The organism is Bacillus sp. FSL W8-0848, assembly GCF_038007805.1.
Lineage (GTDB): Bacteria > Bacillota > Bacilli > Bacillales > Bacillaceae > Bacillus > Bacillus glycinifermentans.
Map to the genome: position 1 here is coordinate 1,602,345 of NZ_JBBOYB010000001.1, position 22,264 is coordinate 1,624,608.

The 22,264-nt window shown below is 47.3% G+C and carries 21 protein-coding genes; 16 read left to right on the top strand and 5 right to left on the bottom strand.

The features are described 5' to 3' along the window. Nucleotides 1-96 precede the first annotated feature (96 nt). Nucleotides 97-1,011 (top strand): ring-cleaving dioxygenase, encoded by a 915-nt coding sequence (locus NSQ39_RS08435; RefSeq protein ID WP_046129573.1) that lies wholly within the window; start codon nucleotides 97-99, stop codon nucleotides 1,009-1,011. 12 nt (nucleotides 1,012-1,023) lie between these two features. After that, nucleotides 1,024-1,635 carry an alpha/beta hydrolase gene (locus tag NSQ39_RS08440; protein WP_175075056.1) on the top strand — a complete coding sequence of 204 codons (612 nt, stop codon included), beginning with the start codon at nucleotides 1,024-1,026 and terminating at the stop codon, nucleotides 1,633-1,635. A 35-nt stretch (nucleotides 1,636-1,670) separates the two neighbouring features. Here NSQ39_RS08440 and NSQ39_RS08445 read toward each other — a convergent pair whose 3' ends face one another. After that, nucleotides 1,671-2,291, bottom strand: a complete 621-nt coding sequence (locus NSQ39_RS08445) for a nitroreductase family protein (protein WP_046129571.1) — start codon at nucleotides 2,289-2,291, stop codon at nucleotides 1,671-1,673. A gap of 134 nt (nucleotides 2,292-2,425) precedes the next feature. Between NSQ39_RS08445 and NSQ39_RS08450 the strand changes: the two genes are divergently transcribed. The 3 genes from NSQ39_RS08450 to NSQ39_RS08460 all read left to right on the top strand — a co-directional run bounded on the left by NSQ39_RS08450 (nucleotide 2,426) and on the right by NSQ39_RS08460 (nucleotide 3,887). Next, nucleotides 2,426-2,755, top strand: coding sequence for a winged helix-turn-helix transcriptional regulator (locus tag NSQ39_RS08450; RefSeq protein ID WP_046129570.1), 330 nt, complete (start codon nucleotides 2,426-2,428; stop codon nucleotides 2,753-2,755). Next, nucleotides 2,752-3,498: an SDR family oxidoreductase gene (locus tag NSQ39_RS08455; protein ID WP_175075057.1), complete on the top strand. Its 747-nt coding sequence runs from the start codon at nucleotides 2,752-2,754 to the stop codon at nucleotides 3,496-3,498. The genes NSQ39_RS08450 and NSQ39_RS08455 overlap by 4 nt, the downstream gene beginning before the upstream one ends. 71 nt (nucleotides 3,499-3,569) lie before the next feature. Beyond that, nucleotides 3,570-3,887, top strand: a complete 318-nt coding sequence (locus tag NSQ39_RS08460; protein ID WP_046129568.1) for a hypothetical protein — start codon at nucleotides 3,570-3,572, stop codon at nucleotides 3,885-3,887. 85 nt (nucleotides 3,888-3,972) lie between these two features. Here the strand turns inward: NSQ39_RS08460 and NSQ39_RS08465 are convergent, their stop codons facing one another. Together NSQ39_RS08465 and NSQ39_RS08470 are read right to left on the bottom strand one after the other, a co-directional pair. After that, a complete protein-coding gene (locus NSQ39_RS08465) occupies nucleotides 3,973-4,671 on the bottom strand; it encodes an expansin EXLX1 family cellulose-binding protein (protein WP_046129567.1) in 699 nt (232 codons plus the stop codon). A 246-nt stretch (nucleotides 4,672-4,917) separates the two neighbouring features. Further along, nucleotides 4,918-5,373 carry a hypothetical protein gene (locus tag NSQ39_RS08470; RefSeq protein ID WP_046129566.1) on the bottom strand — a complete coding sequence of 152 codons (456 nt, stop codon included), beginning with the start codon at nucleotides 5,371-5,373 and terminating at the stop codon, nucleotides 4,918-4,920. Nucleotides 5,374-5,466: 93 nt separating this feature from the next. On the opposite strand from NSQ39_RS08470, the gene rarD reads away from it, so the two are divergent. The 4 genes from rarD to bshB2 all read left to right on the top strand — a co-directional run bounded on the left by rarD (nucleotide 5,467) and on the right by bshB2 (nucleotide 7,782). After that, nucleotides 5,467-6,399: an EamA family transporter RarD gene (gene rarD, locus NSQ39_RS08475; RefSeq protein WP_046129565.1), complete on the top strand. Its 933-nt coding sequence runs from the start codon at nucleotides 5,467-5,469 to the stop codon at nucleotides 6,397-6,399. Between the two features lie 73 nt (nucleotides 6,400-6,472). Continuing rightward, complete coding sequence (locus NSQ39_RS08480; RefSeq protein WP_046129564.1) at nucleotides 6,473-6,748, top strand: hypothetical protein; 276 nt, start codon at nucleotides 6,473-6,475, stop codon at nucleotides 6,746-6,748. A gap of 1 nt (nucleotide 6,749) precedes the next feature. Continuing rightward, a complete protein-coding gene (locus NSQ39_RS08485) occupies nucleotides 6,750-7,100 on the top strand; it encodes a YojF family protein (protein WP_046129563.1) in 351 nt (116 codons plus the stop codon). Nucleotides 7,101-7,116: 16 nt separating this feature from the next. Further along, complete coding sequence (gene bshB2 / locus NSQ39_RS08490) at nucleotides 7,117-7,782, top strand: bacillithiol biosynthesis deacetylase BshB2 (RefSeq protein WP_175075058.1); 666 nt, start codon at nucleotides 7,117-7,119, stop codon at nucleotides 7,780-7,782. A gap of 47 nt (nucleotides 7,783-7,829) precedes the next feature. Here bshB2 and NSQ39_RS08495 read toward each other — a convergent pair whose 3' ends face one another. After that, entirely contained in the window at nucleotides 7,830-9,188 is a 1,359-nt protein-coding gene (locus tag NSQ39_RS08495; protein ID WP_046129561.1) for an MATE family efflux transporter, read from the bottom strand. Nucleotides 9,189-10,228: 1,040 nt separating this feature from the next. On the opposite strand from NSQ39_RS08495, the gene NSQ39_RS08500 reads away from it, so the two are divergent. The 6 genes from NSQ39_RS08500 to odhB all read left to right on the top strand — a co-directional run bounded on the left by NSQ39_RS08500 (nucleotide 10,229) and on the right by odhB (nucleotide 19,648). Continuing rightward, nucleotides 10,229-11,524: a C40 family peptidase gene (locus NSQ39_RS08500; RefSeq protein WP_341014532.1), complete on the top strand. Its 1,296-nt coding sequence runs from the start codon at nucleotides 10,229-10,231 to the stop codon at nucleotides 11,522-11,524. A 111-nt stretch (nucleotides 11,525-11,635) separates the two neighbouring features. Further along, nucleotides 11,636-12,229, top strand: coding sequence for a superoxide dismutase family protein (locus NSQ39_RS08505; RefSeq protein ID WP_341014534.1), 594 nt, complete (start codon nucleotides 11,636-11,638; stop codon nucleotides 12,227-12,229). Nucleotides 12,230-12,329: 100 nt separating this feature from the next. Next, the gene (locus NSQ39_RS08510; RefSeq protein ID WP_341014537.1) at nucleotides 12,330-13,220 is read left to right on the top strand and encodes an ATP-binding protein; all 891 of its coding nucleotides are present in this window, start codon (nucleotides 12,330-12,332) and stop codon (nucleotides 13,218-13,220) included. Between the two features lie 10 nt (nucleotides 13,221-13,230). Further along, complete coding sequence (locus NSQ39_RS08515; RefSeq protein ID WP_341014539.1) at nucleotides 13,231-15,144, top strand: nitric oxide reductase activation protein NorD; 1,914 nt, start codon at nucleotides 13,231-13,233, stop codon at nucleotides 15,142-15,144. Nucleotides 15,145-15,526: 382 nt separating this feature from the next. Further along, nucleotides 15,527-18,361, top strand: a complete 2,835-nt coding sequence (sucA, locus tag NSQ39_RS08520) for a 2-oxoglutarate dehydrogenase E1 component (protein ID WP_341014542.1) — start codon at nucleotides 15,527-15,529, stop codon at nucleotides 18,359-18,361. Nucleotides 18,362-18,376: 15 nt separating this feature from the next. Beyond that, nucleotides 18,377-19,648, top strand: coding sequence for a 2-oxoglutarate dehydrogenase complex dihydrolipoyllysine-residue succinyltransferase (gene odhB, locus NSQ39_RS08525; RefSeq protein ID WP_341014544.1), 1,272 nt, complete (start codon nucleotides 18,377-18,379; stop codon nucleotides 19,646-19,648). A gap of 46 nt (nucleotides 19,649-19,694) precedes the next feature. Here odhB and NSQ39_RS08530 read toward each other — a convergent pair whose 3' ends face one another. Continuing rightward, nucleotides 19,695-20,666 carry a bile acid:sodium symporter family protein gene (locus NSQ39_RS08530; RefSeq protein ID WP_341014546.1) on the bottom strand — a complete coding sequence of 324 codons (972 nt, stop codon included), beginning with the start codon at nucleotides 20,664-20,666 and terminating at the stop codon, nucleotides 19,695-19,697. 219 nt (nucleotides 20,667-20,885) lie between these two features. Here NSQ39_RS08530 and NSQ39_RS08535 point away from each other — a divergent pair, with 219 nt between their 5' ends. Further along, entirely contained in the window at nucleotides 20,886-22,241 is a 1,356-nt protein-coding gene (locus tag NSQ39_RS08535; protein ID WP_082094039.1) for a sodium-dependent transporter, read from the top strand. Nucleotides 22,242-22,264: the final 23 nt, after the last annotated feature.

The window sequence follows — 22,264 nt, forward strand, 5'->3', positions numbered from 1 at the left end:
TTTTAAATTATTAAAACAATGCATCTGCCTTGCAGAAGCGGAAAAATAACATTACAATAATTAATATCTTGAATTCGAGATAAAAGGAGAATCACGATGAAAACAAAAGGACTGCACCATGTCACGGCATTTGCGAGAGACCCTAAAGTGAACCTGTCATTTTATACGGAGGTATTGGGTCTGCGCCTCGTCAAAAAAACGGTTAATTTTGATGATCCCGGCACCTACCATTTTTACTTCGGAAATGAGACCGGAGATCCAGGCACGATTTTAACGTTCTTTCCGTTCCAGGGAAGCATGAAGGGTACGGTTGGAAACGGACAGGCGGGAAGGATTGATTTAGCGGTTCCGAAGGGCGCTCTTCCCTTCTGGAAGAAGCGGCTCGCAGATCTCGGCATAGATGTTCGGGAAACCGTGCTTTTTAAGGAGAATGTGCTTCTTTTTCAAGATGCTGAAGATCTTCAGCTTTCCATCACAGAAGACGGCGAAAGCGGGCAAAACACGCGGGAAGCGGCAGGCATCCCGACGCATTATGCGATCACCGGCACAAAAGGTGTGACATTGAACAGCTACCGGCCGGAGGCGACGATCCGTTTTTTGGAGGAGCAATTCGGCTATCGGAAAGCAGGCGAAGACGGGGATTACGTCCGGCTGGAGATCGGCGGAACGATCGGAAACCGCCTGGATGTCAAAGTCAATGGGCAAACGAGGGGCATCGGCGGTTACGGCACGATTCACCACGTTGCTTTCAGAACGACCCGAGAAGAACAACAAGAATGGAAAAAGCTGCTTCAAGAAAGCGGATTTTCTGCCTCGGAGATTCTCGACCGCCAATACTTCACGTCGATATACTTCAGGGAACAAGGCGGCATATTATTTGAAATGGCGACAGATGAGCCGGGCTTTCTCGTTGACGAAGGCCTCGCGGATCTCGGGACATCGTTAAAGCTGCCGGACTGGCTTGAACAGCACCGCCGCCAAATCGAAGGCGTTCTTCCAAAATGGGAATAGGGGGGAGTACGAATGAACCACATATTTGAAAGAGGGCAATCAGATGTTACACTGCTGCTTTTGCACGGAACAGGAGGGAACGAACACGACCTTTTGCCGATCGGCCGCATGGTCGATCCTGATGCCAATTTGCTCGGCGTCAGAGGAAATGTCCTGGAAAACGGCATGCCGCGCTTTTTTAAGCGTCTGAGAGAAGGCGTTTTTGATCTGGAGGACTTGTTCGAAAGGACGGAGGAGCTGAAAGCCTTTCTTGATCAGGCTGCCAAAGAGCTTGAATTTGCCAGGGATAAAGTGGTGGCGATCGGATATTCAAACGGCGCCAATATCGCCGGAAGTCTGCTGTTCCGCCACGGGCAGGCGCTAAAAGGTGCCATCTTGCATCATCCGATGGTTCCGTTCAGAAACACCGCGCTCCCCGATATGACGGGGGTGCCGATATACATCGGCGCAGGAAAGATGGACACCCTCTGCCCGCCGGATGAAACAAAAGAGCTTGAGAGCTTATTCAAAAAGGCCGGGGCGGATGTTTCGCTTTATTGGGAAGACGGCGGACATCAGCTTACACATCGGGAAATCGAACAGGCAAAAAGCTGGTATGAAACACATATAAAAGCAAAAAAATAAACCTTAGTCCTTCAAGGACTAAGGTTTTCTCTATGTTACAGCCATGTTGAAACTTCTGAAACTTCGAAGCGGGTGCTCTTGTGAGCCGGCTTGACCGGTTTTCCGATCGAAATCAGCATGACCGGTACATAGCGATCATCAATTTGAAATTCTTTAACAAATGCCTCTTTGTCAAAGCCTCCCATTGCGCATGTGTCATAGCCTTTTGCTTTCGCGGCGATCATCAGCTGCATAGCTGCGAGCGATGCGTTTGTAAAGGCGGCGTCTCTGGCAAAAGCGCTGCTTTGGTAGGCCCCGTTAATTTGGGAAAGCAATGTGTTTTTAATGTCCTCTGTCATAAATCCAGCTTCTGTTAAAGGACCGTAAACGGCTTCACCGTTCAAATTTGCCTTTAGGTCTCCCAATACGGCGACGACTGCGGATGCCTGGGAGACTTGCTTTTGATTGTAGGCGATCGGAAGCAGTCTGTCTTTTGCTTCCTGGCTGTGGAATACGGTAAAATGCCAATGCTGAAGGTTCCAGGCTGACGGAGCTTTCGTCGTGACGGAAAGCAGATCTGTCAGTTCCTCTTTTGAAATGGAGACATTTGTGTCATATTCTTTAATCGAAGTACGTTCTGTCAATACTTTAATCGTGCTGTTTTCTGATGCAGACATGTGACTTCCTCCTTTGGGATAAACGTGTTATGATAGAATCAGATAAAAAGTTAGAAACTTACTTTTTGTAACTTCAAAGAGTATTCTAATGTTTCAACTTATATTTGTCAACAGGATATGGAGGGGTGAGAGAATTGGGGTTTACAATGTGTCCTAAAATGGAAGCCGCCTTTTCTTTGCTCGGCAAAAGATGGAATGGACTGATCATTCATGTGTTGCTGGATGGACCGAAACGGTTTAAGGATTTAACCGAGATGATACCGATGATCAGCCAAAAAATGCTGGCTGAACGTTTGAAAGAACTGGAGCATGGCGAAATTGTCGAAAGACAGGTTCTGCCTGAAACGCCTGTTAAAGTGATTTATCAATTGACGGAAAAAGGCAATGCGCTCGAACCTGTTTTAAAAGAGATACAAAATTGGGCTGAACATCATTGTGATGCAGAAGGGGGACGCGAGAAGTGACCGGAAAACAAGCTGCGGTTATCACCGGAGGCGCAGGAGGAATCGGAAAAGAGCTTGTTGCAGCATACGCAAAAAAAGGCTATGACGTGCTGTTTGCCGATGTTCTGGAAGAACAGGGCAGGCAATTGGAACACGAGCTGTCTGCATCCGGATTGCAGGTTCAGTTTGTACCAGCAGATGCAGCGGAAGAAGAGGACGTCAGACACCTGATGGATGAGGCTGTCAAAAACGGCCGCACGCTTTCCGTTCTGATTAATAACGCCGGAAAATCGGTCTGGAAATCACCGTATCATCTGACATCTGAAGAATGGGACGATGTCTTGAACGCCAACTTGAAAAGCGTGTTTCTCTGCTCTAGGGAAGCGGCAAAAAAAATGAGGGAGAACGAAAACGGGGGCGCCATTGTCAACATGTCTTCGACGAGAGCTTTTATGTCTGAACCGGACAGCGAAGCCTATGCTGCGTCAAAAGGCGGGATCATTGCTTTAACCCATGCTCTCGCTGCGTCGTTAAGCAAGGATTCGATCGTGGTCAACAGCATTTCCCCGGGATGGATCGAAACAGAGCATTATGGCGGGCTGCGAGACATTGATCACGAGCAGCATTTTTCCAACCGGGTCGGCCATCCGCTTGATATCGTCAAAGCATGCTTTTATTTAACCGATCCGGACAACCGGTTTGTCACCGGTACGAACGTAACGGTTGACGGCGGAATGACCAAAAAAATGATCTATGAAGAATAGCCGGCGCCCAAGCGTTTCCCAGCTTTATGAATACCTTGGCTATAGGCAGACATAAAGGAGGATAAATGCCGATGTACCCTCATATGCTTTATGGATATTCGAGATCTTACCCTGCCGCATATCCGGCGCGGTCTCCGTTTTTCTGGATCGGAGCGCCGCTGATCGGCGGATTAATCGGCGGATTTCTCGGAAGCGCGCTTTTTAACTTTCCAAGGCCGTACGCATATCCGCCTTATGCAGGCTATGGAGGGCCAGTGCCGTACGCGGGCTATGGAGGAGCACAGCCCTACGGAGGTGCCATTGCACCCGCGTCTTCCTACGGCGCCGCACCATACGCAGCGCAGCCTTACCAAGGCGTTCCAGGCGGAGTTGTTCCATATTATCGATAAAAAATGAATGTTCCCAAGTTGTTAAAGCCAAACGGCGGCCTAAGCGCGGGATGTTCCGCCCTCAGGCCGCCGTCTTGCTGTCTATTTAGTCGGGAAACTGGACCTTGCCGGAAACCATGTATGCTTCTGATGTACCGTTTTCGGGAAGCTTTGGTATCGTGTCTTTCACGACTTTTCCGCGGATATCGGTGATTCTCACTTTCAGAGAGCCTGTCCCTAAATTGGTGCTGACGAAATGGTTGTAGTCCGTCTTCTCCATGTTGATCCACTTTCCGCCTTTGTAGTATTCCATTTTCATGACAGGATACTTGTGGTTTCTCACTTGGATCGCCGCCCACCACCGGCTGCTGCCTTCTTTGATCCGATATGTGAAGTTGCCTTTGATTGGCGCTTTGACGACACGCCATTTAATGTTGATTTTTCCGTCTTTCATATCGCCGATTTCCCGGAAGGCGTTAGGCGACAGGTCGAGGGCGCCGGGTGCTCCTTCAGGGTACAGGTCGGTGACGTAGACGGTCGTTTTTCCTTTCGGCCCTTCCACTTGCAGGTAGGCGCCGGCCAGAGCGGCTTTTACGCCCTTATAGTTAAGATCGGTCGGGTTTAACGCAGTGATCTTCATATTGGAAGGGATGGGGTCAAGAAGCAAAGCTCCTCCCGAATAGCCTGATCCCGTATAGGTTGCATAGCCTTTGTGAAGGTCGTTGTATGCAGCCGAAGCCTGCGGTGAAAAACAAAGGATTGTCAAAACGATAGTGCTGATAAAAGTGATGATCTTTTTCTTCATATACATCCTCCTTTAATTGAGAATCTTTATCATTATAACGGCCGGCCGGTACGGATCGAAAGAGGAAATAGATACATAGATTTTTTAAGACGGATAGACTACAATATACAAATCAAAGGGCATGGTTTGAAATGGCCAGGCAAAAGAGATGATAGACTGGAAGCGCTAGTGTTAATATGATTTAGTGGACAGCGGTAAAGGATGACGGCAAAGAAAAACGGCCCGCTTTTTCCAAACCGGCCGTTTTCAATACGTAATCTCGACTTCAGACAGGTTGAAGTCTTCATTTTTCAAAAACATCACCTCTAAAATGCCGTCCTTAAATACGGCTTTTGTACCTTTTCTGCGTACAAGAGAGGGGAGAATGACTTTTTTGTGCTGTCCTGTTTCAGGGTAGTTTTCTATGATCAGGGTTTGTGAAGTATGTTTAATTTTCAGGGGGTTAAGCTGTTCTCTTGTAAGCGGAATTTTAACGAATACGTGGCTGGTCGTTTCAAAGACGTCAATCTGTTCGGTTTCGTCTGCTGCCGGCGTTTCTTTTGCAAGAGGGTCACGAAAAGGAAACTGAGCCGAGTACCCCGGTCCAAAAACGCTTTTCATTACTTGGTTAATATAGTGTTCAACATCTTTCGGGTCGGCGTTTTTTAAGCCGTCTTTGGAAAATGGCTGCTGAAAAGGAAAAAAGCGTTGCCAATCAAACACAGGTCACACTTCCTTTCTCATAGACGGTACAGTATATGCCTCTGAGATAAAAAGCGTGCGACGTGATGAAGGAAGAAAGGAAGAGGATGTATTATGAATCATTCAACTCAAACGAAAGGGATTATGTATACGGCATGTTCTTATTTGCTATGGGGGCTGCTCCCTTTGTACTGGAAAGTTCTCGAACAGACAGCAGCCCTTGACATACTGGCTCACCGCATCATCTGGTCGTTCGTCTTTATGTGCGGCGTTCTGCTGTTTTTGCGGCAGTGGAAAGACGGCATCACCGCTTTCCGGGCGCTTCTCGGAAACAGAAAAGCCCTTGTGACGCTAATATTTTCTGCCGTGTTGATCACAGCCAATTGGTATGTCTACATATGGGCGGTAAATCACGGCTATATTCTTGAAGCGAGTCTCGGCTATTATATCAATCCGCTCGTTTCCATTTTGCTCGGGATCGTCTTTTTGAAGGAAAAACTGTCGCGAATGCAGACTGTAGCAGTTCTCATTGCGGCTGGCGGCGTATTGATTTCTGCTTTTCAATACGGTTCTGTGCCGTACATCGCGCTTGCACTGGCTTTCAGTTTCGGCCTTTACGGTCTGGCCAAGAAAAGAACGCAGCTTTCGAGCGCCGTCGGGCTGACACTGGAAACGATGGTTATCGCACCCGCAGCACTTGTCTATTTGTTGTTCTTTAGCGCTTCGGGTCAAACACATGCAGCATCAGCGGATATCGGAACGGTGATTTTGCTGTTTTTGGCCGGCGTGCTGACTGCCATACCGCTTCTTTTATTTGCAGAAGGAGCGAAAAAGCTCCCGCTGTACCAGGTCGGAATTTTGCAGTATATTGCGCCGACGATTACGCTATTCTTAGGCATTTTTGTTTACCATGAACCGTTCAGCAGCGAAAAAGCGTTTACGTTTTCATGCATATGGGCGGCGCTTGTTTTGTTTACCATGTCCCAGTTCAAATGGAAAAAGCAATCAAAGGTATTTCTCAAAAGAAAAAAATCGTATCATTCATAAGCCCTTTTTCTTTTCAATAACCGCTGATCATGTATAATAAAACATTATTGAATGGATTCGGAGGCGGTCCGTCATGGAAAACGAAACCGAACTGTTTCACTCATATCTGACCCTCTGGAAAAACCGGACGGTGCATGGAGACCGGAAGAGAGCGCTCGATCAGGCCATCGATGATGAACTGAATGACCTCAGAACCCATCCAAGGCTCAGAAAAACGAGATTTGAAAAATATGCTCAGGCCGTTCAGCGGATTATCTCATCCCCCTTGGAAGCGGATATAAAGCTTGAGCTGATTGCACGCCATACAGAACGTTTGCAATTATTAACAAATAAAGAAAGCAGGGAGTAACATGAAAGCAATCAATAAAGAAGATGTCCAAGCTTCTTTACAGACATTTTTAGATGAGCCGGTCTATATTCATTTGGAAACAACCACCGGATCATATTCGGCTCATAAAAATGAACAGAACATGACGGTCGTTGCATTTATCCGGAATGCAAAAGTCGTCTGCTCCCGGGCGAAAATCACGGGAAGCGGGCCTTACCGGGCGGGCTTGAAAACAGAAGAAGGCTGGATTTACGCAGAGGGCCTTACAGATTATACGATTGATGACGAAGGAAGGCTGCTCCTCGCCGGCCATTTACCAGGAGGCAAGCTTGCCATTTCACTTCAAATCAGCAAAAAGCCATTTGCAGTCTAAAAAGAAGGTGTTATAAATGAAAAAACATTTACTTGTCATCCTGCCGCACCCTGATGATGAATCGTTCGGAGTGGCGGGTCTAATCGCTTTAAACCGAAAAGAAGGGATCCCCGTGACTTACGCTTGCCTGACGCTTGGAGAAATGGGCAGAAATATGGGAGATCCGCTGTTTGCCAATCGCGAAACGCTTCCTCTGCTCAGAAAGCAGGAATTGATGGATGCCTGCAAGGAAATGGACATCCAAGATTTGCGGATGCTCGGGCTCCGCGACAAAACGCTCGAATTTGAAGATGAAGACCAGCTGGCGGACAAAGTGGAGGCCGTAATCGATGATGTAAAACCGAGCCTGATCGTGACGTTCTATCCCGGCCACGGCGTCCATCCGGATCATGACGCCTGCGGAGCGGCGGTCATCCGCGCGCTGTCCAGGAAAAAGAAAGAAGACAGGCCGCGGGTGTTATGCATGGCGATCACACACCACAGAGAAGAAGCACTTGGCAAGCCTGATGTCGTTCTCGATATCAAAGAAGTGGCTGATATTAAAATGAATGCGCTAAAAGCGCACAAGTCACAAACTGGCGGCATGCTGAAAGAGATTGAGAAAAAAATAGCAAACGGTGAGCCTGTCGTTGAAACATGGTTTGAAAAAGAATCGTTCTGGACATATCAATGGGACGATTAATGAGAAAAAGGTATAGAGCTTAAACATGCTCTATACCTTTTTTGGCTTTATGCACTGAGCTTCATGATCAAACGGTTTTGAATGATCCTGAGTCTGAGGAAAAGTCCGACGGCTCCAGCGGCAAGGCCTGTGATCAAGCCGATCCAATATCCGTATGCTCCGAAGGAAGTATAGGTGCCGATGACAAAGCCGACGGGAAGCCCTATGATCCAATAGGAAACCAGGGCTGTGACAAGCGTGTAGTTGACGTCTTTGTATCCTCTGAGCGCTCCTTGAATGGGTGCTGCGATTGCGTCTGAAAGCTGAAAAAACAGGGCGTACAACAAAAAGTGCTTCGTTAGGGACAAGACCGCGGGATCTCCAGTATACATACCGGCGATTTGCTGTCTGAACAACAAAATCACAAGAGCGGTGAACAGCGAAAATCCGACTGCCATCGAGATGCCCAGGTAGCTGTAGGCTTTTGAATCCTGAAAGCGCTTTGCCCCGGCTTCAAAGCCGACGACGATCGTCAATGCCATCGACACGCTCAGCGGCAGCATATAAAGAAGCGAAGCGAAATTCATCGCCGCCTGGTGGGAGGCGATCGTCACGGTATCAAAGTGGCTCATCAGCAACGTAACTGCCGCAAAAATACTCGTTTCAAAGAAGATGGCAAATCCGATCGGAAGCCCGATCTTCAAGAGGTTCAAACATTCTGAAAGGGAAAATGAATAGAACGTCCCGAAAATCTTAAACTGGTAAAAAGGCGTTTTTTTATGAACGATCAATAAAGATATGAGACAGATGCACCAATACGTCAATGCGGATGCCAAACCGGCGCCGGCTCCCCCCATTTTTGGGAATCCGAGCTTTCCGAAGATAAATAGAGCATTTAATACAAAATTAATCGGAAGAGCGCACAAGGTGATCAGCATCGTCACCCTCGTTTTGCCGAGCGAATCAATGAACGAACGCATCACGTTATACACAAACAGCGGCAAAATGCCGAGTCCAAGATATGACAAGAAGTGTTTCGCGATGAGCGATACCTTCTCATCGAGCTGAAGCCGTTCCAGGATCGGATCAATCAGGAAAAAACCTGAAATCATAACTATGAGACTGATGATAATTGCCACGTAAATCGCTTGAATCACAGTGTAGGGGACTTTCTTTTGCTGTTTGGCCCCCATCAACTGAGCGACGGTTGGAGTCACCGCCGTCAAAATGCCGGCCAGTCCCGTATACACAGGCGTCCACAAGCTCGACCCGATCGCAACGCCGGCAAGATCCGCAGCGCTGACCTTGCCGGACATCACCGTATCGAGAAACGTGATCAAAGAAAGTCCGGCCTGTGTGATCAAAATCGGAATTAAAATCGTAATAAACTGCTTTGCTTTTTCCCTTAAATCCTTTGTTTCCCTCATATTTGCTCCCCGTTTCTTTTGGATAACGAGAGAAATTATAACACGTTATGTAGATAATGCAACAAATGCCTATTCAATCCTTCGTCTTCTTTGTTTTTTTAAACATTTGCACATAAATAAAGGAAAGGGAAATCACTCCGAGAAAAGAACATAAATATTGGAAAATTTTTTGGATTGCCATATCATTACCTCCTCTTTATTAGGATGTGAAAGAAGACCGGAAAAATACATATAAAATGGAAAAAATAAGATATGTAGATCTTTTTATCTATTTTAAAAGGGAATATGTAAGGTTTTTAGTTGTGCAAACCCATTTTTTATTCGCTCTTGCTGGATACAAGGGACTGGAATCGAAGATTGTAAAAAGCCGGATGGTCTAAAAAAAGATACGCCGAATTCCGGATGAAGGCAAAAAATTTGTATGATAAAGTCAATTTATAGTTTCAAGAAGGAATTTTATGAGGAAAAATAGAAATGTATGGAGGAACAACATCATCCGGAGCCTTTCTGCCGGATCATAGATCCCAATGACCGGTTGATGTTCCGATGAATGCATACGACATGAAAATCATCGCCCTCATGTGACGATCCACGAATCTTTTGCCAAAGTCAAAAAATCATCGCCCTAAAAACATCTGCACAGCAACCCGAATAGCATAGGCGCTTATTCAGCCTGTCTGTCCCATACGTGTTTCTGTCAACCCTTGCAAACTGTGTTTCACAGGCGGCACTTCCTTCTTTGAACATGTTTTCAGCACGAACACCGATTTTCGGCACTGAATTGAATTCAAAAAAGAAGAACATTGATTTTTGTCAATGATTCTTTGCTTTTGCATTGAAAAACTATTAAAAAATATCAGAATCAGCCGATACAAATCGTGAATTGCATTTTTGCTTAAGAGCGAAAACGGGGGTCTCGTCCGCTAAGCAGACTTAAGTGATCGAACCACTTGTCTTTACCGGACGGCGTTTTAAGCAATGACAAAATGTAATGGATACATAGAGAGAAAAGCGAAAAATGAGGCGGGAGGTTAAAAGGTATGAAGAAGAAGATAGCAGTAGGTTTGGCGGCCTCTGCAGTCGTTGGAACTTCGCTTGCTGCGTCACCGGCGGAGGCCCAGACGATCAAGGTGAAGAGCGGGGACTCGCTGTGGAAGCTTTCAGCTCAATACAACACGAGCGTTTCCGCACTGAAATCAGCCAACAATCTGTCATCAACGGTGATCTATGTTGGACAAACCTTGGAGATTCCAAATGGAAAGTCGGAAAGCAGCAGCAAAAAATCGGGTTCTACGAGCTCAAGCAAAAATTCTGCAAAGACCACTTACACGGTTAAATCAGGAGACTCTCTCTGGCTGATCGCCAAAGACTACAAAACGACCGTTCAGGAGATTAAAACGTTAAACGGTTTGAGCAATGACATGATTTATCCGGGCCAGAAGCTTGTGATTAAAGGAGCAGCCAAAAACACAAGTTCCAGCACGAACAAAAAGTCTTCATCGTCAAGCTCGGGCTCATCATCAAGCTCAAGCAGTTCAAGTAAATCAAGCAGCACGTACACAGTCAAGCTGGGCGATTCTTTATGGAAAATTGCCAATAACTTGAACATGACGGTTGCCGAGATTAAAACGCTGAACAACTTGAAGTCGGATACGATTTACCCAAATCAAGTCCTCAAAGTAAAAGGGACTTCTACAAGCGGAACCAAAACGTCGTCTTCAAGTTCTTCATCGGGCAAAAAGAGCTCAAACAGCAGCTCAAAAACGACAACTTATACCGTTAAGGCCGGCGACTCTTTATGGAAGATTGCCAACTCGATGGGTGTGACGGTGCAAAGCATCAGGGAAGCCAACAATTTAAAGACCGACGTTTTACAAATCGGCCAGAAGCTGAAAATCTCAGGCGCATCGAAATCAACGTCGTCAAGCTCTTCATCTAATTCTTCAAGCTCTTCAAAAACGGGCACCTCGTCAAGCGCGAAGGTAGAACGGATGATTGACGAGGCTGAAAAACAGCTGGGCGTTCCTTACAGATGGGGCGGAAACAATCCTTCCGGTTTTGACTGCAGCGGCTTCATCTATTATGTGCTCAACAAAGTCACATCCGTTTCCAGATTAAGCGCGGCCGGATATTGGAATATTATGACGCCTGTCAGCACGCCTTCAAGAGGGGATTTCGTTTTCTTCACGACGTATAAAGCAGGCCCTTCCCATGTCGGAATTTATTTAGGAAACAATAAATTCATCAACGCCAACGATTCGGGAGTCACGATCAGCGATATGAACAATTCCTATTGGAAGCAGCGCTATCTCGGAGCCAAACGCTATCCTTTCTAAAAAAGCCATTTTTATGGCTTTTTTTTGTGCATCGATCCCTTCAGAGTGGAAGGTTTATCAGATCCTGCCGTTGTCTACACTAGATGAAAAAAGACAAAGGGGGATCATGCGATGCATCGATTGTCCAAAGTGCTGCTCGTATGCGCTTTTGTATGCATGACATCGGCATGCGCACAGCAAAAAGAGCCTGCTCAGGAGAAAGGCGAACACGAGCATGCAGAAACGTTTGAACCGCTCACACAGCCGATTAGGGCGACGCTGATGAAACGGGACGGAAAAGAGACCGGTTTTATAGAAGTATCTGAATCTGCATCAGAGGGCGTTGATATAAGGGTTGCCGCCCACGATCTGCCGCCGGGGCTGCTCGCTTTTCATATTCATGAAACAGGCCAGTGCAAAAGGCCTGATTTTGAAAGCGCCGGCGCCCACTTCAATCCTGCGCAAAAGGAACACGGCTTTAACAATCCGAAAGGGCACCATGCCGGGGACTTGCCGAATATTGAAGTTGGAGCTGACGGCAAAGTCGATGTCGTCGTTAATGCACCTGACGTCACGTTGCACAAAAATAGCAAGTTCAGTCTGCTTGATCAGGACGGAAGCGCATTTATCATCCATGAGAAACAGGACGATGATTTAACGAACCCGTCCGGAAACTCAGGCGACCGAATGGTTTGCGGCGCCCTATCAAATGACGGCAAATCATAATGTTCCGTTCCTCAGGCAGAAAGTATATCTATTGAGGAAACAGAAGAGTGTTTAGTATACTTGATATAGAAGACGCTTTTGAGAAAGGAACATACAACGAATGAAATATGACCTACACGAACTAGAGCTGCCTGAAAAAATAAAGGAGCGGCTGATAGAGTCCGCCAGCCGGCCTGCCGGACAGGAATTTCAGTCATTGATCGGAAAGCCCGGCTATGAAGCTGAGGACAATGCCGTCCTAAATGATGCGCTGATCGCGCTGTCTCTCGGAAAAAATGTGCTGCTGAAAGGGCCTACAGGCTCTGGTAAAACAAAGCTCGCAGAAACGTTGTCCGCCTATTTCCAGAAGCCGATGCACAGCGTCAACTGTTCCGTTGACCTTGATGCCGAGGCGCTTGTCGGTTACAAAACGATTGAAAACACGGAGGGGCGCGCTTCCATCGAATTTATCGAGGGGCCTGTGACAAAGGCGATGAAACACGGGCACCTTTTATATATTGACGAAATCAACATGGCAAAGCCGGAGACCCTGCCGATCTTAAACGGTGTGCTCGATTACCGGAAGACGATGACAAACCCGTTTACCGGCGAGGTCGTCAAAGCAAAAGACGGTTTCGGCGTCATCGCGGCAATTAATGAAGGCTATGTCGGAACCGTACCTTTAAACGAGGCATTAAAAAACAGGTTTGTCATTATTGACGTTCCTTACATTAAAGGCGACCTGCTAAAGCACGTGCTTGAAACACAGTCTGAATTAAAGGATGAGAAGCTGCTCAGCCGGTTTGTCACGTTGTCTTCGGACTTAATGACACAGGCGCACAACGGTCAGGTGTCCGAAGAAGCTGCATCGATCAGGGCCCTTTTAGATACTTGTGATCTCTCAACTTACATTCCGCCGCTGCGCGCGATCGAACGGGGCATCGTGGAAAAGCTCGACGATGAACGCGAAAAAGCGGCTGTCCGCAATATTGCCCAAACTTTATTTGAATGAGGGTTCTTTCATGAAGTTTATTAAATTTAACGACAGCAAGATCGACTCTCTCTTGTTTATGGAGCTGACGGATCTGGCTAAGACGCTCGCTAAAAGCGATCAGGTTGAAGTGGAATACGGCGTTCAGTCCTATTACAACCCGTTTGAGAAAAAAATCTACATGAGTCATTTCTGGAAGGACCGCGCTCATTCGGACATGGTCGCCGGGCTGAAGAGCGATGTGTACCTGCGCTCCGTCGGTACCCGCTACAGCTCGATGAAGGACTTTGCAAAGATGCTCGATGACATCCGTCATTATCAGTTTAAGAGTTTCGCAAAACAGTTGTTTATGCTTTTTGAGGATGTCAGAATTGAAGAATGCATCAAAAAAGAACGTCCAGGAACAAAAAACGTGTTTTTCAACCGGAGAAAGATGTACCGGAAGCATTTTACGACACAGCTGACGCTGAATCTGGAACGGAGCATTTTTACCGATGCCTTGTTTTGCGCGATTTATGTGAAGCTTACGGCGGAATCGCCGCTTGAGGGCATCCCGCATATCCATGAATCGATCGATCCGCTGAAAGGATTTATCGAACAGCAGCTGAGCCGCGTATATGAAGCGCGGTCAACGGGGGATATCGTGTCAATCGTCAGCATGTTGATGGAAGCCTTTGAAGAGGTCCTTGAAAAGGATATGCTGAACACCTACTTCTTTTTCCCGGAGCTCGAGTACGAACAGGTTGATGAAGAGTCCCTGTTTAACGATTTGAAAGCGAAGCCGAAGCTAAGCGAAGATTTGGTGCTGGATGAGAAAAGCGAAGGGGACGAGGAAGTCCTTGATGAGGAAATGCCGACATGGCACAGAGAAACGGAAGCGCCGGCCAAAAGCTTCCTTCAATTCGACTTGGAACACGGCGCGAAGACCGATATTACGGGAGGCGCTTTGAGGGAAGGCGAAGACGGCGATCAAGCGCTCGGCGCAGTCCAGGGAACGGCGAAACAGACGAAAAGGAAAGATTACTCAAAGCTCGAATCCCTTGAATCTGTCCAGGACGAACCGAATGCGGGCGGAACACCGGAAGGAAAGGAAAACCGCTACGCCTTCCCGATTTTTAAAACGCCCGAAAAACCGACAAATGAAGAAGCATTGGACTATCAGGAGCAGGCAAAGACGGTCGAATCGTACCAAAAGCGGCTGAAGCAAATGATTCAAAAAACGCTTGAGCACAAAAAAACGCTGCCGAGAACCGATTTGCACGCCGGCCGCCTGAACAACAAGCTGCTTCGCTACTTTACGGAACGAAATCCGCGTCTTTTTTACAAAAAACAAGAAAACTCAACAGAAATCGATGCCGTCTTTACATTGCTGGTCGATTGCTCCGCCAGCATGCATGACAAAATGGCCGAGACAAAACGGGGCATCGTGCTGTTTCACGAAGCGCTTAAATCCGTATCCGTCCCCCATCAGATCGTCGGGTTTTGGGAGGATACGAATGATGCGACAGAAACAAGCCAGCCCAACTACTTTCACACGGTTATTCCTTTCAGGGATTCGTTAAAAGAAAGCGCAGGGCCCCGCATCATGCAGCTCGAACCCGAAGAAGACAACAGGGACGGCTATGCGATCAGGCAAATGACGAAAATGCTCGTCCAAAGAAGCGAAGGGCAAAAATTCCTGATCGTCTTTTCAGACGGGGAGCCGGCAGCCTTCAATTACGAACAGAACGGCATTGTCGATACGCACGAAGCGGTAATGGAAGCGAGAAAAAGAAAGATCGAAGTGATCAACGTATTTTTATCGAACAGCGAAATCGAAGAATCGCAAATCAAAACGATTCAGGATATGTACGGAAAGTACAGCCTGTTCGTCCCTGATGTCGATCAGCTTCCTGACGTGCTGTATCCGCTCTTAAAAAAGCTGTTGAACAAAAGTATAAGATAGGCATGACAGATGGCTGCATTGTTCGCGGCCATCTGTTTTTATTGCCGGCATGATCGATAAATCATCCAATTTTTATTATCTTCATCAACTATAATTTTTGAAATTTATTTTCCTGGAACAAACGTCATCACATACAGACGGAAAGGTGAAATATGGATAAAGTGCAAAACAGACGCGGTCTGAATGTTCTAAATTATAAAATTCTTTATTTTTCAAGACGATTTTTTAATTTTATTTGAACAATCTGTGTAGAAACGAAGGAGAAACAGTGGTAAAATGAACGTGGAAGCGTTTTTATTACATAATTCTGGGCAAAGGGTTCAGAAGATATATTAAGATAGTGAATCATTCACTTGATTATTAGGTTGGGGGTAATGTTCAAATGTTTCAAAATAGTATGAAACAAAGAATGACTTGGGAAGAATTTCACGGTCCGAACCTCGGCTATGTGCTGGAGCTCTATGATCAGTATGTCAAGGATCCGGAGAGCGTCGATCCTGACGTGAAAGAGATGTTTGACGATCTCGGAGCTCCCCCGGGTGACATAAGGGCCGCCTCTGAAAGCAATGAAGGGGCACATTTCACGGCAGAATCTATCGAAAAAATCGCATCCGCGGTAAAACTCGCAGAAGATATTCGAACCTATGGCCATTTAAACGCTTCCGTCAATCCTTTGAGAAAAACGCAAGAAAAACAAGAGCTTTTCCCGCTTGCTGAATACGGTCTGACCGAGCAGGATGTGGAAAAAATCCCGGCGTCGGTAATTTGCAAAGATGCCCCAAAAGATGTATCGAACGGTTTAGAAGCCATCCAGTACTTAAGGAACACATACAAAAAATCGATCTCTTTTGAATTCGACCATGTGCATATTTTTGAAGAGCGCAATTGGCTGATGAAGAAGATCGAGTCGGGGGAATTATTCGCACCGAAAGCGAAAGAGAAATTAATAGACGTCTTAAGAAGGCTGACAGAGGTTGAGGGGCTTGAACAGTTTTTGCACAAAACATTTGTCGGGCAAAAGCGCTTCTCGATCGAAGGGCTTGATGCGCTCGTGCCTATGCTGGACGATATGATCGCCCAGTCGGTTTCCCTTGGTACGACGAACATCAATATCGGAATGGCGCACAGGGGACGCCTGAACGTATTGGCCCACGTGCTCGGAAAACCTTACGAAATCATTTTTTCCGAATTTCAGCATGCTCCGAATAAAGATCTCGTCCCTTCAGAGGGATCGATCGGAATCAGCTACGGCTGGACGGGGGATGTAAAATACCACCTCGGCGCAAACCGCCAGATTCAGGATGAAGAGACACGGACGGCGCGGATCGCCTTGGCGAACAATCCGAGCCACCTTGAATTCATCGATCCGATTGTAGAGGGCTCTACCAGAGCGGCCCAGGAAACGAGAACGGAGAGCGGCTATCCGGTTCAAGACGTCAAAAAATCGCTGGCGATTCTGATCCACGGCGATGCTGCATTCCCGGGAGAAGGAATCGTCGCTGAAACCTTGAACCTCAGTCAGCTGAAGGGCTATCAGGTAGGCGGAGCGATCCACATCATCGCCAACAATATGATCGGATTTACAACCGAAAGCAATGAATCGAGATCGACGAAATACGCGAGCGACCTTGCCAAAGGCTTTGAAATTCCGATTGTCCACGTCAACGCCGACGATCCTGAAGCCTGTCTTTCAGCGGTTCAGCTTGCCGTCGAGTATCGAGCGGCGTTCAACAAGGACTTTTTGATCGATCTGATCGGCTACCGCCGCTTCGGACACAACGAAATGGATGAACCGTCGGCGACGCAGCCGATGCTGTACGATGCGGTCAGAAAGCATCCGACGGTCAAAAACATTTTTGCAGAAAAGCTGATCGATAAAGGGATCATTGAAAAAGAGGCCGTTCAAAAAATTCAAGACTCGGTCATGAAGCGTTTGGAAGATGCGTACCGAAAAGTGCCGGCGAAAAAGGAAGACATGACGCATGAAATCGTTCTGCCGGAGCCGGTGTCCAACGGGTTCCCGAACGTCGACACATCGGTTGAATTTGACGTCCTGCGCAAAATAAATGAAGAGCTGATCGCATGGCCGGAAAACTTCAACGTGTTCGATAAGTTAAAACGAATCCTCGAAAGGCGCGCCAAAGCGTTTGAAAATGACCGGAAAGTCGATTGGTCTTTGGCCGAGGCGATGGCGTTTGCGTCCATTTTGAAAGACGGCACGCCTGTAAGGCTGACCGGCCAGGATTCAGAACGCGGCACATTTGCACATCGCAACCTTGTCCTTCATGACAGCAAGACAGGGGACGAATTCATCGCCCTGCATCACCTTGCTGATACAAAAGCGGCATTTGCGGTTCACAACAGCCCGCTTTCTGAAGGGTCTGTCCTTGGCTTTGAATACGGCTATAACGTGTCTTCACCGGAAACGATGGTGATCTGGGAAGCACAGTTCGGAGATTTCGCGAACGCAGCCCAAGTATATTTTGATCAGTTTATTTCAGCAGGCCGGGCCAAATGGGGGCAAAAATCCGGGCTTGTCGTGCTGCTCCCTCACGGATATGAAGGGCAGGGACCTGAGCATTCGAGCGGCAGAACGGAGCGATTCCTCCAGCTTGCAGCGGAAAATAACTGGACCGTCGCCAATCTGACCAGTGCGGCGCAATACTTCCATATTTTAAGAAGGCAGGCGAAAATGCTGCTGCGTGAGGAGATCCGCCCGCTCATTATCATGACGCCGAAAAGCCTGCTGAGAAATCCGAACACCGTTTCAGAAGTACAAGAGCTGACAAACAGCAGCTTTAAGCCTGTTTACGAAATGTCCGGTCTTTCTCATCAGTATGAAAAAGTGACGCGTCTCATCCTTTCAAGCGGCAAAGTCTCGATCGACATCAGCGATTACTTTAACAAGATGGAAACTGACAAAGACTGGGTCCACATTGCCAGGGTCGAAGAACTTTATCCCTTCCCTGCAAAGCATATCAAGGAGGTCTTTAGCAAACTGCCGAATTTGGAAGAAATCGTTTGGGTTCAGGAAGAACCGCAAAATATGGGGGCTTGGAATTACATTGAGCCTTATTTAAGGGAAATCGCCCCTAAAGACGTTAAAGTGCGCTATATTGGAAGAAGAAGACGTTCAAGTCCGGCAGAAGGGGATCCGACGGTTCATAAGAAGGAACAGGAACGCATTGTATCTGAGAGCTTGACTCGCAAAAACTAAGGGGGAACTGAAAAAATGGCGGAAATTAAAGTACCTGAATTAGCGGAATCAATTTCAGAAGGAACGATAGCCCAATGGCTGAAACAACCGGGAGATTATGTGGAACAAGGGGAATTCCTGCTTGAGCTGGAAACCGACAAAGTCAACGTCGAATTGACGGCAGAACAGTCCGGAGTGCTTCAGGAAGTGCTGAAAGACTCCGGCGACACGGTTCAGGTCGGTGAAGTGATCGGAACGATAGCAGAAGGCGAGGCAAAAGGAGGCGGGGACTCCGCTCAACAGGCTGATGCCAAGAAGAGCGCAGAGGCTTCGGAAGAAAAGCCTGCGGCGCCGCAAGAGAAAGCCGAAACGCCAGATCAAGCGAAAAGCCGGGAAGAGGCGGCGAAAACAAGAACGGTCGCTTCTCCTGCTGCCAGAAAACTGGCCCGGGAAAAAGGCATTGATTTATCGGAAATTCCGACTGGCGATCCGCTCGGAAGGGTCAGAAAACAAGATGTTGAATCCTATCAAAAGAACGAGCAGCCGCCAAAAGCTCCGGCCGCGCCGAAACCTCAAGGAAAGGCCGCAAGTGCAGAGGATTCGGCAAAACCGGTTGAACGGCAGAAAATGTCCCGCCGGAGACAAACGATTGCCAAACGCCTCGTTGAAGTTCAGCACACCGCCGCTATGCTGACGACTTTTAACGAAGTAGACTTGACGGCGGTCATGGATCTCAGAAAACGCCGCAAAGACCAATTCCTTGAGCAGCACGATGTTAAGCTCGGATTCATGTCCTTCTTTACAAAAGCCGTCGTGGCTGCCCTGAAAAAATACCCGCTTCTCAACGCGGAAATTCAAGGCGACGAGCTTGTCATCAAAAAGTTTTACGATATCGGGATCGCGGTCGCCGCTCCTGAAGGTCTTGTCGTCCCTGTCGTTCGCGATGCGGATCGCAAAACCTTTGCAGATATCGAAAGAGACATCGCTGAGCTGGCGAAAAAAGCGAGAAGCAACAAGCTGTCGCTCGGCGAACTTCAAGGCGGATCCTTCACGATTACAAATGGGGGAACGTTCGGATCGCTGCTGTCGACTCCGATTTTAAACAGCCCGCAGGTCGGAATTTTGGGCATGCATAAAATTCAGCTTCGCCCTGTCGCCATCGATGAGGAGCGCTTTGAAAACCGCCCGATGATGTACATCGCTTTATCTTATGACCATCGGATCGTCGATGGAAAAGAAGCGGTCGGCTTTTTAGTCACCGTGAAAAACCTGCTCGAAGATCCTGAGCAGCTTCTGTTAGAGGGATAAAATCAAAAAAAAGCTTTGGCCGCATGAGCGGCCAAAGCTTTTTTGTTTATGAAACGGCGGAAGATTGCGAGGTTTCGGACGCATTCTTCTGCTTCTTTGCTTTTGTGGCCCAGTAAGTCGCAAGCCATGAACCTGAAAGGTTGTGCCAGACGCTGAAAACCGCGCTCGGCACGGCGGTCAGCGGTGAAAAGTGAGCGGTTGCCAGCGCTGCTCCAAGACCCGAATTTTGCATGCCGACTTCAATCGAGACGGCTTTTTGCGAAGCATAATCCATCCTGAAGCATTTTGCCAGCAAAAAGCCGAGCAACAGTCCGAGTCCATTGTGAAGGACGACAACCGCAAAAATCAGCAGCCCGGATTGAATGATATTGTCCCGATTGCCGCCGACGACGGCCGCAACGATCGCGACAATCCCGATGACCGACACGAGCGGAAGCACCTGCACCGCTTGTTCCACTTGTTTTTTAAAGATAAACTGGACGATCAGTCCGAGAATGATCGGGAGCAGTACAGCCTGTAAAATCGAGACAAATAACGATGCGAAGGATACCGGCAGCCATTCTTTTGCGAAGAGCATAATGAGAAACGGTGTCAAAACAGGCGCCAGCAATGTTGAAATCGTCGTGATCGCGACAGACAGCGCCGTATTTCCCTTTGCCAAATAGGTCATGACATTTGAGGCGGTCCCGCCGGGGCAGCAGCCGACTAAAATGACGCCGACGGCAATGTCAGGCGGAAGGTTGAGTCCGTAAGCCAGCGCAACAGCAGTGAGGGGCATGACAGTAAATTGGACGATCACGCCGATTACCACGTGAAGGGGTTTTCGCAGCAGTTCTTTAAAATCGTCCGCTGACAGGGTCAGCCCCATCCCAAACATGATGACGCCGAGCAGAATCGTAATATAAGGGCTGATCCATGTAAACTGCGAAGGAAATGCAAACCCGAGCACCGCAAAGAGGATCACCCATATGGCAAAGGTCTTTCCTGTAAATTGACTGATTTTGACTAAATAATTCATTTGTCCAGCTCCTTACTGTGCAGAAAATCTAACAAAATTCGTGTCCTATTATTATAATTAATATTCTGAATAATTCAACACCGAAAAAATACACGGCCAATAATTTTATTATGTAAACTAAAAGAATTATTCGAAAACTTGACGGATTCAGAAATCGTTTTTAAAATGATACTTTGTAGCATGATTTGCAGGGTTGTCCTGAGAAGAAGAGGTGCTTTAGTGGAAAATAATCAAAATTCATGGTCATCAAAGCTTGGCTTTATTTTAGCTTCAGCCGGCTCGGCAATCGGGCTCGGCGCGATATGGAAGTTTCCTTACGTTGCCGGAACAAGCGGCGGCGGGGCGTTTTTACTTATTTTTATCCTTTTTACCTTATTGGTCGGGCTTCCGTTATTATTGGCTGAATTTATCATCGGCAGAAAGACGCAAAAAGACGCCGTTGAATCATACAAGGAGCTTGCGCCTGGCTCGCTGTGGCATTTGATCGGGCGGCTCGGCATCGTCACGTGCTTTATTCTGCTGTCTTTTTACAGCGTCGTCGGCGGCTGGATTATCATTTATATCTTTAAAGGACTGACGGGAGAACTTTCAAAAAATACGGATTATGCGAACCTTTTTGGACAAACGATTGCAGATCCGTTTCTCGTCCTTGTCAGCCAGCTTATCTTTATCATCATTACAATCATTGTTGTGGCAAAAGGAGTCAGCAGCGGAATTGAAAAAGCGAGCAGGTTTATGATGCCGGCCCTTTTTATCATTTTTCTGATCTTGATTGTCCGCTCGGTCACGCTGCCGGGGGCAATGGAAGGAATCGAGTTTTTCTTAAAGCCTGACCTTTCCCGCATAAAAGCCGAGACGGTGCTGTTTGCCATGGGGCAATCCTTCTTCTCTTTGAGCGTCGGGGTGTCTGTCATGGTGACATACAGCGCTTATTTGTCCAAAAAAGAAAATATGGTGCAGTCGGCCGTTTCGGTCACATTGTTAAACGTGTCAGTGGCGATTCTTGCGGGATTTGCGATTTTCCCTGCAGTGTTTTCATTCGGTTTATCTCCTGATGCGGGGCCGATGCTTTTATTCAACGTGCTTCCGTCCGTATTCCATCAGATGCCGTTTGGAATTGTCTTTTTATTGGCGTTTCTTATCCTGTTTTTATTTGCGACGCTCACTTCAGCCTTTTCGATGCTTGAAATTTTGGTCTCCGTTTTGTCAAAAGGGGATGCGAGAAAAAGGCGGATCTTTGCCTGGGCTGGCGGCATCGCGATATTTCTGTTCGGAATTCCTGCAGCATTATCGTACGGAGTGCTTCAGCATGTCACGATTTTCAACCTGTCAATCTTTGATGCGTCAGATTATCTCGTCAGCAACATATTAATGCCGATCGGCGCCTTTTTAATCGCCGTTTTCGTTCCGCTGAAAATACCGAAAGACGAGCTGTTTGCCGAATTAAAAGAAGGCTCTAATCTCAAGCGAAAATGGTTCGCCGTCTGGCTTCTATTAATCCGCTACGTGGCGCCAGTCGTCATCATTATTGTCTTTTTAGATGTAATCGGAGTCTTCAAATCCCTAAACTTTTGAGTTTAGGGATTTTTTTGTTCCGG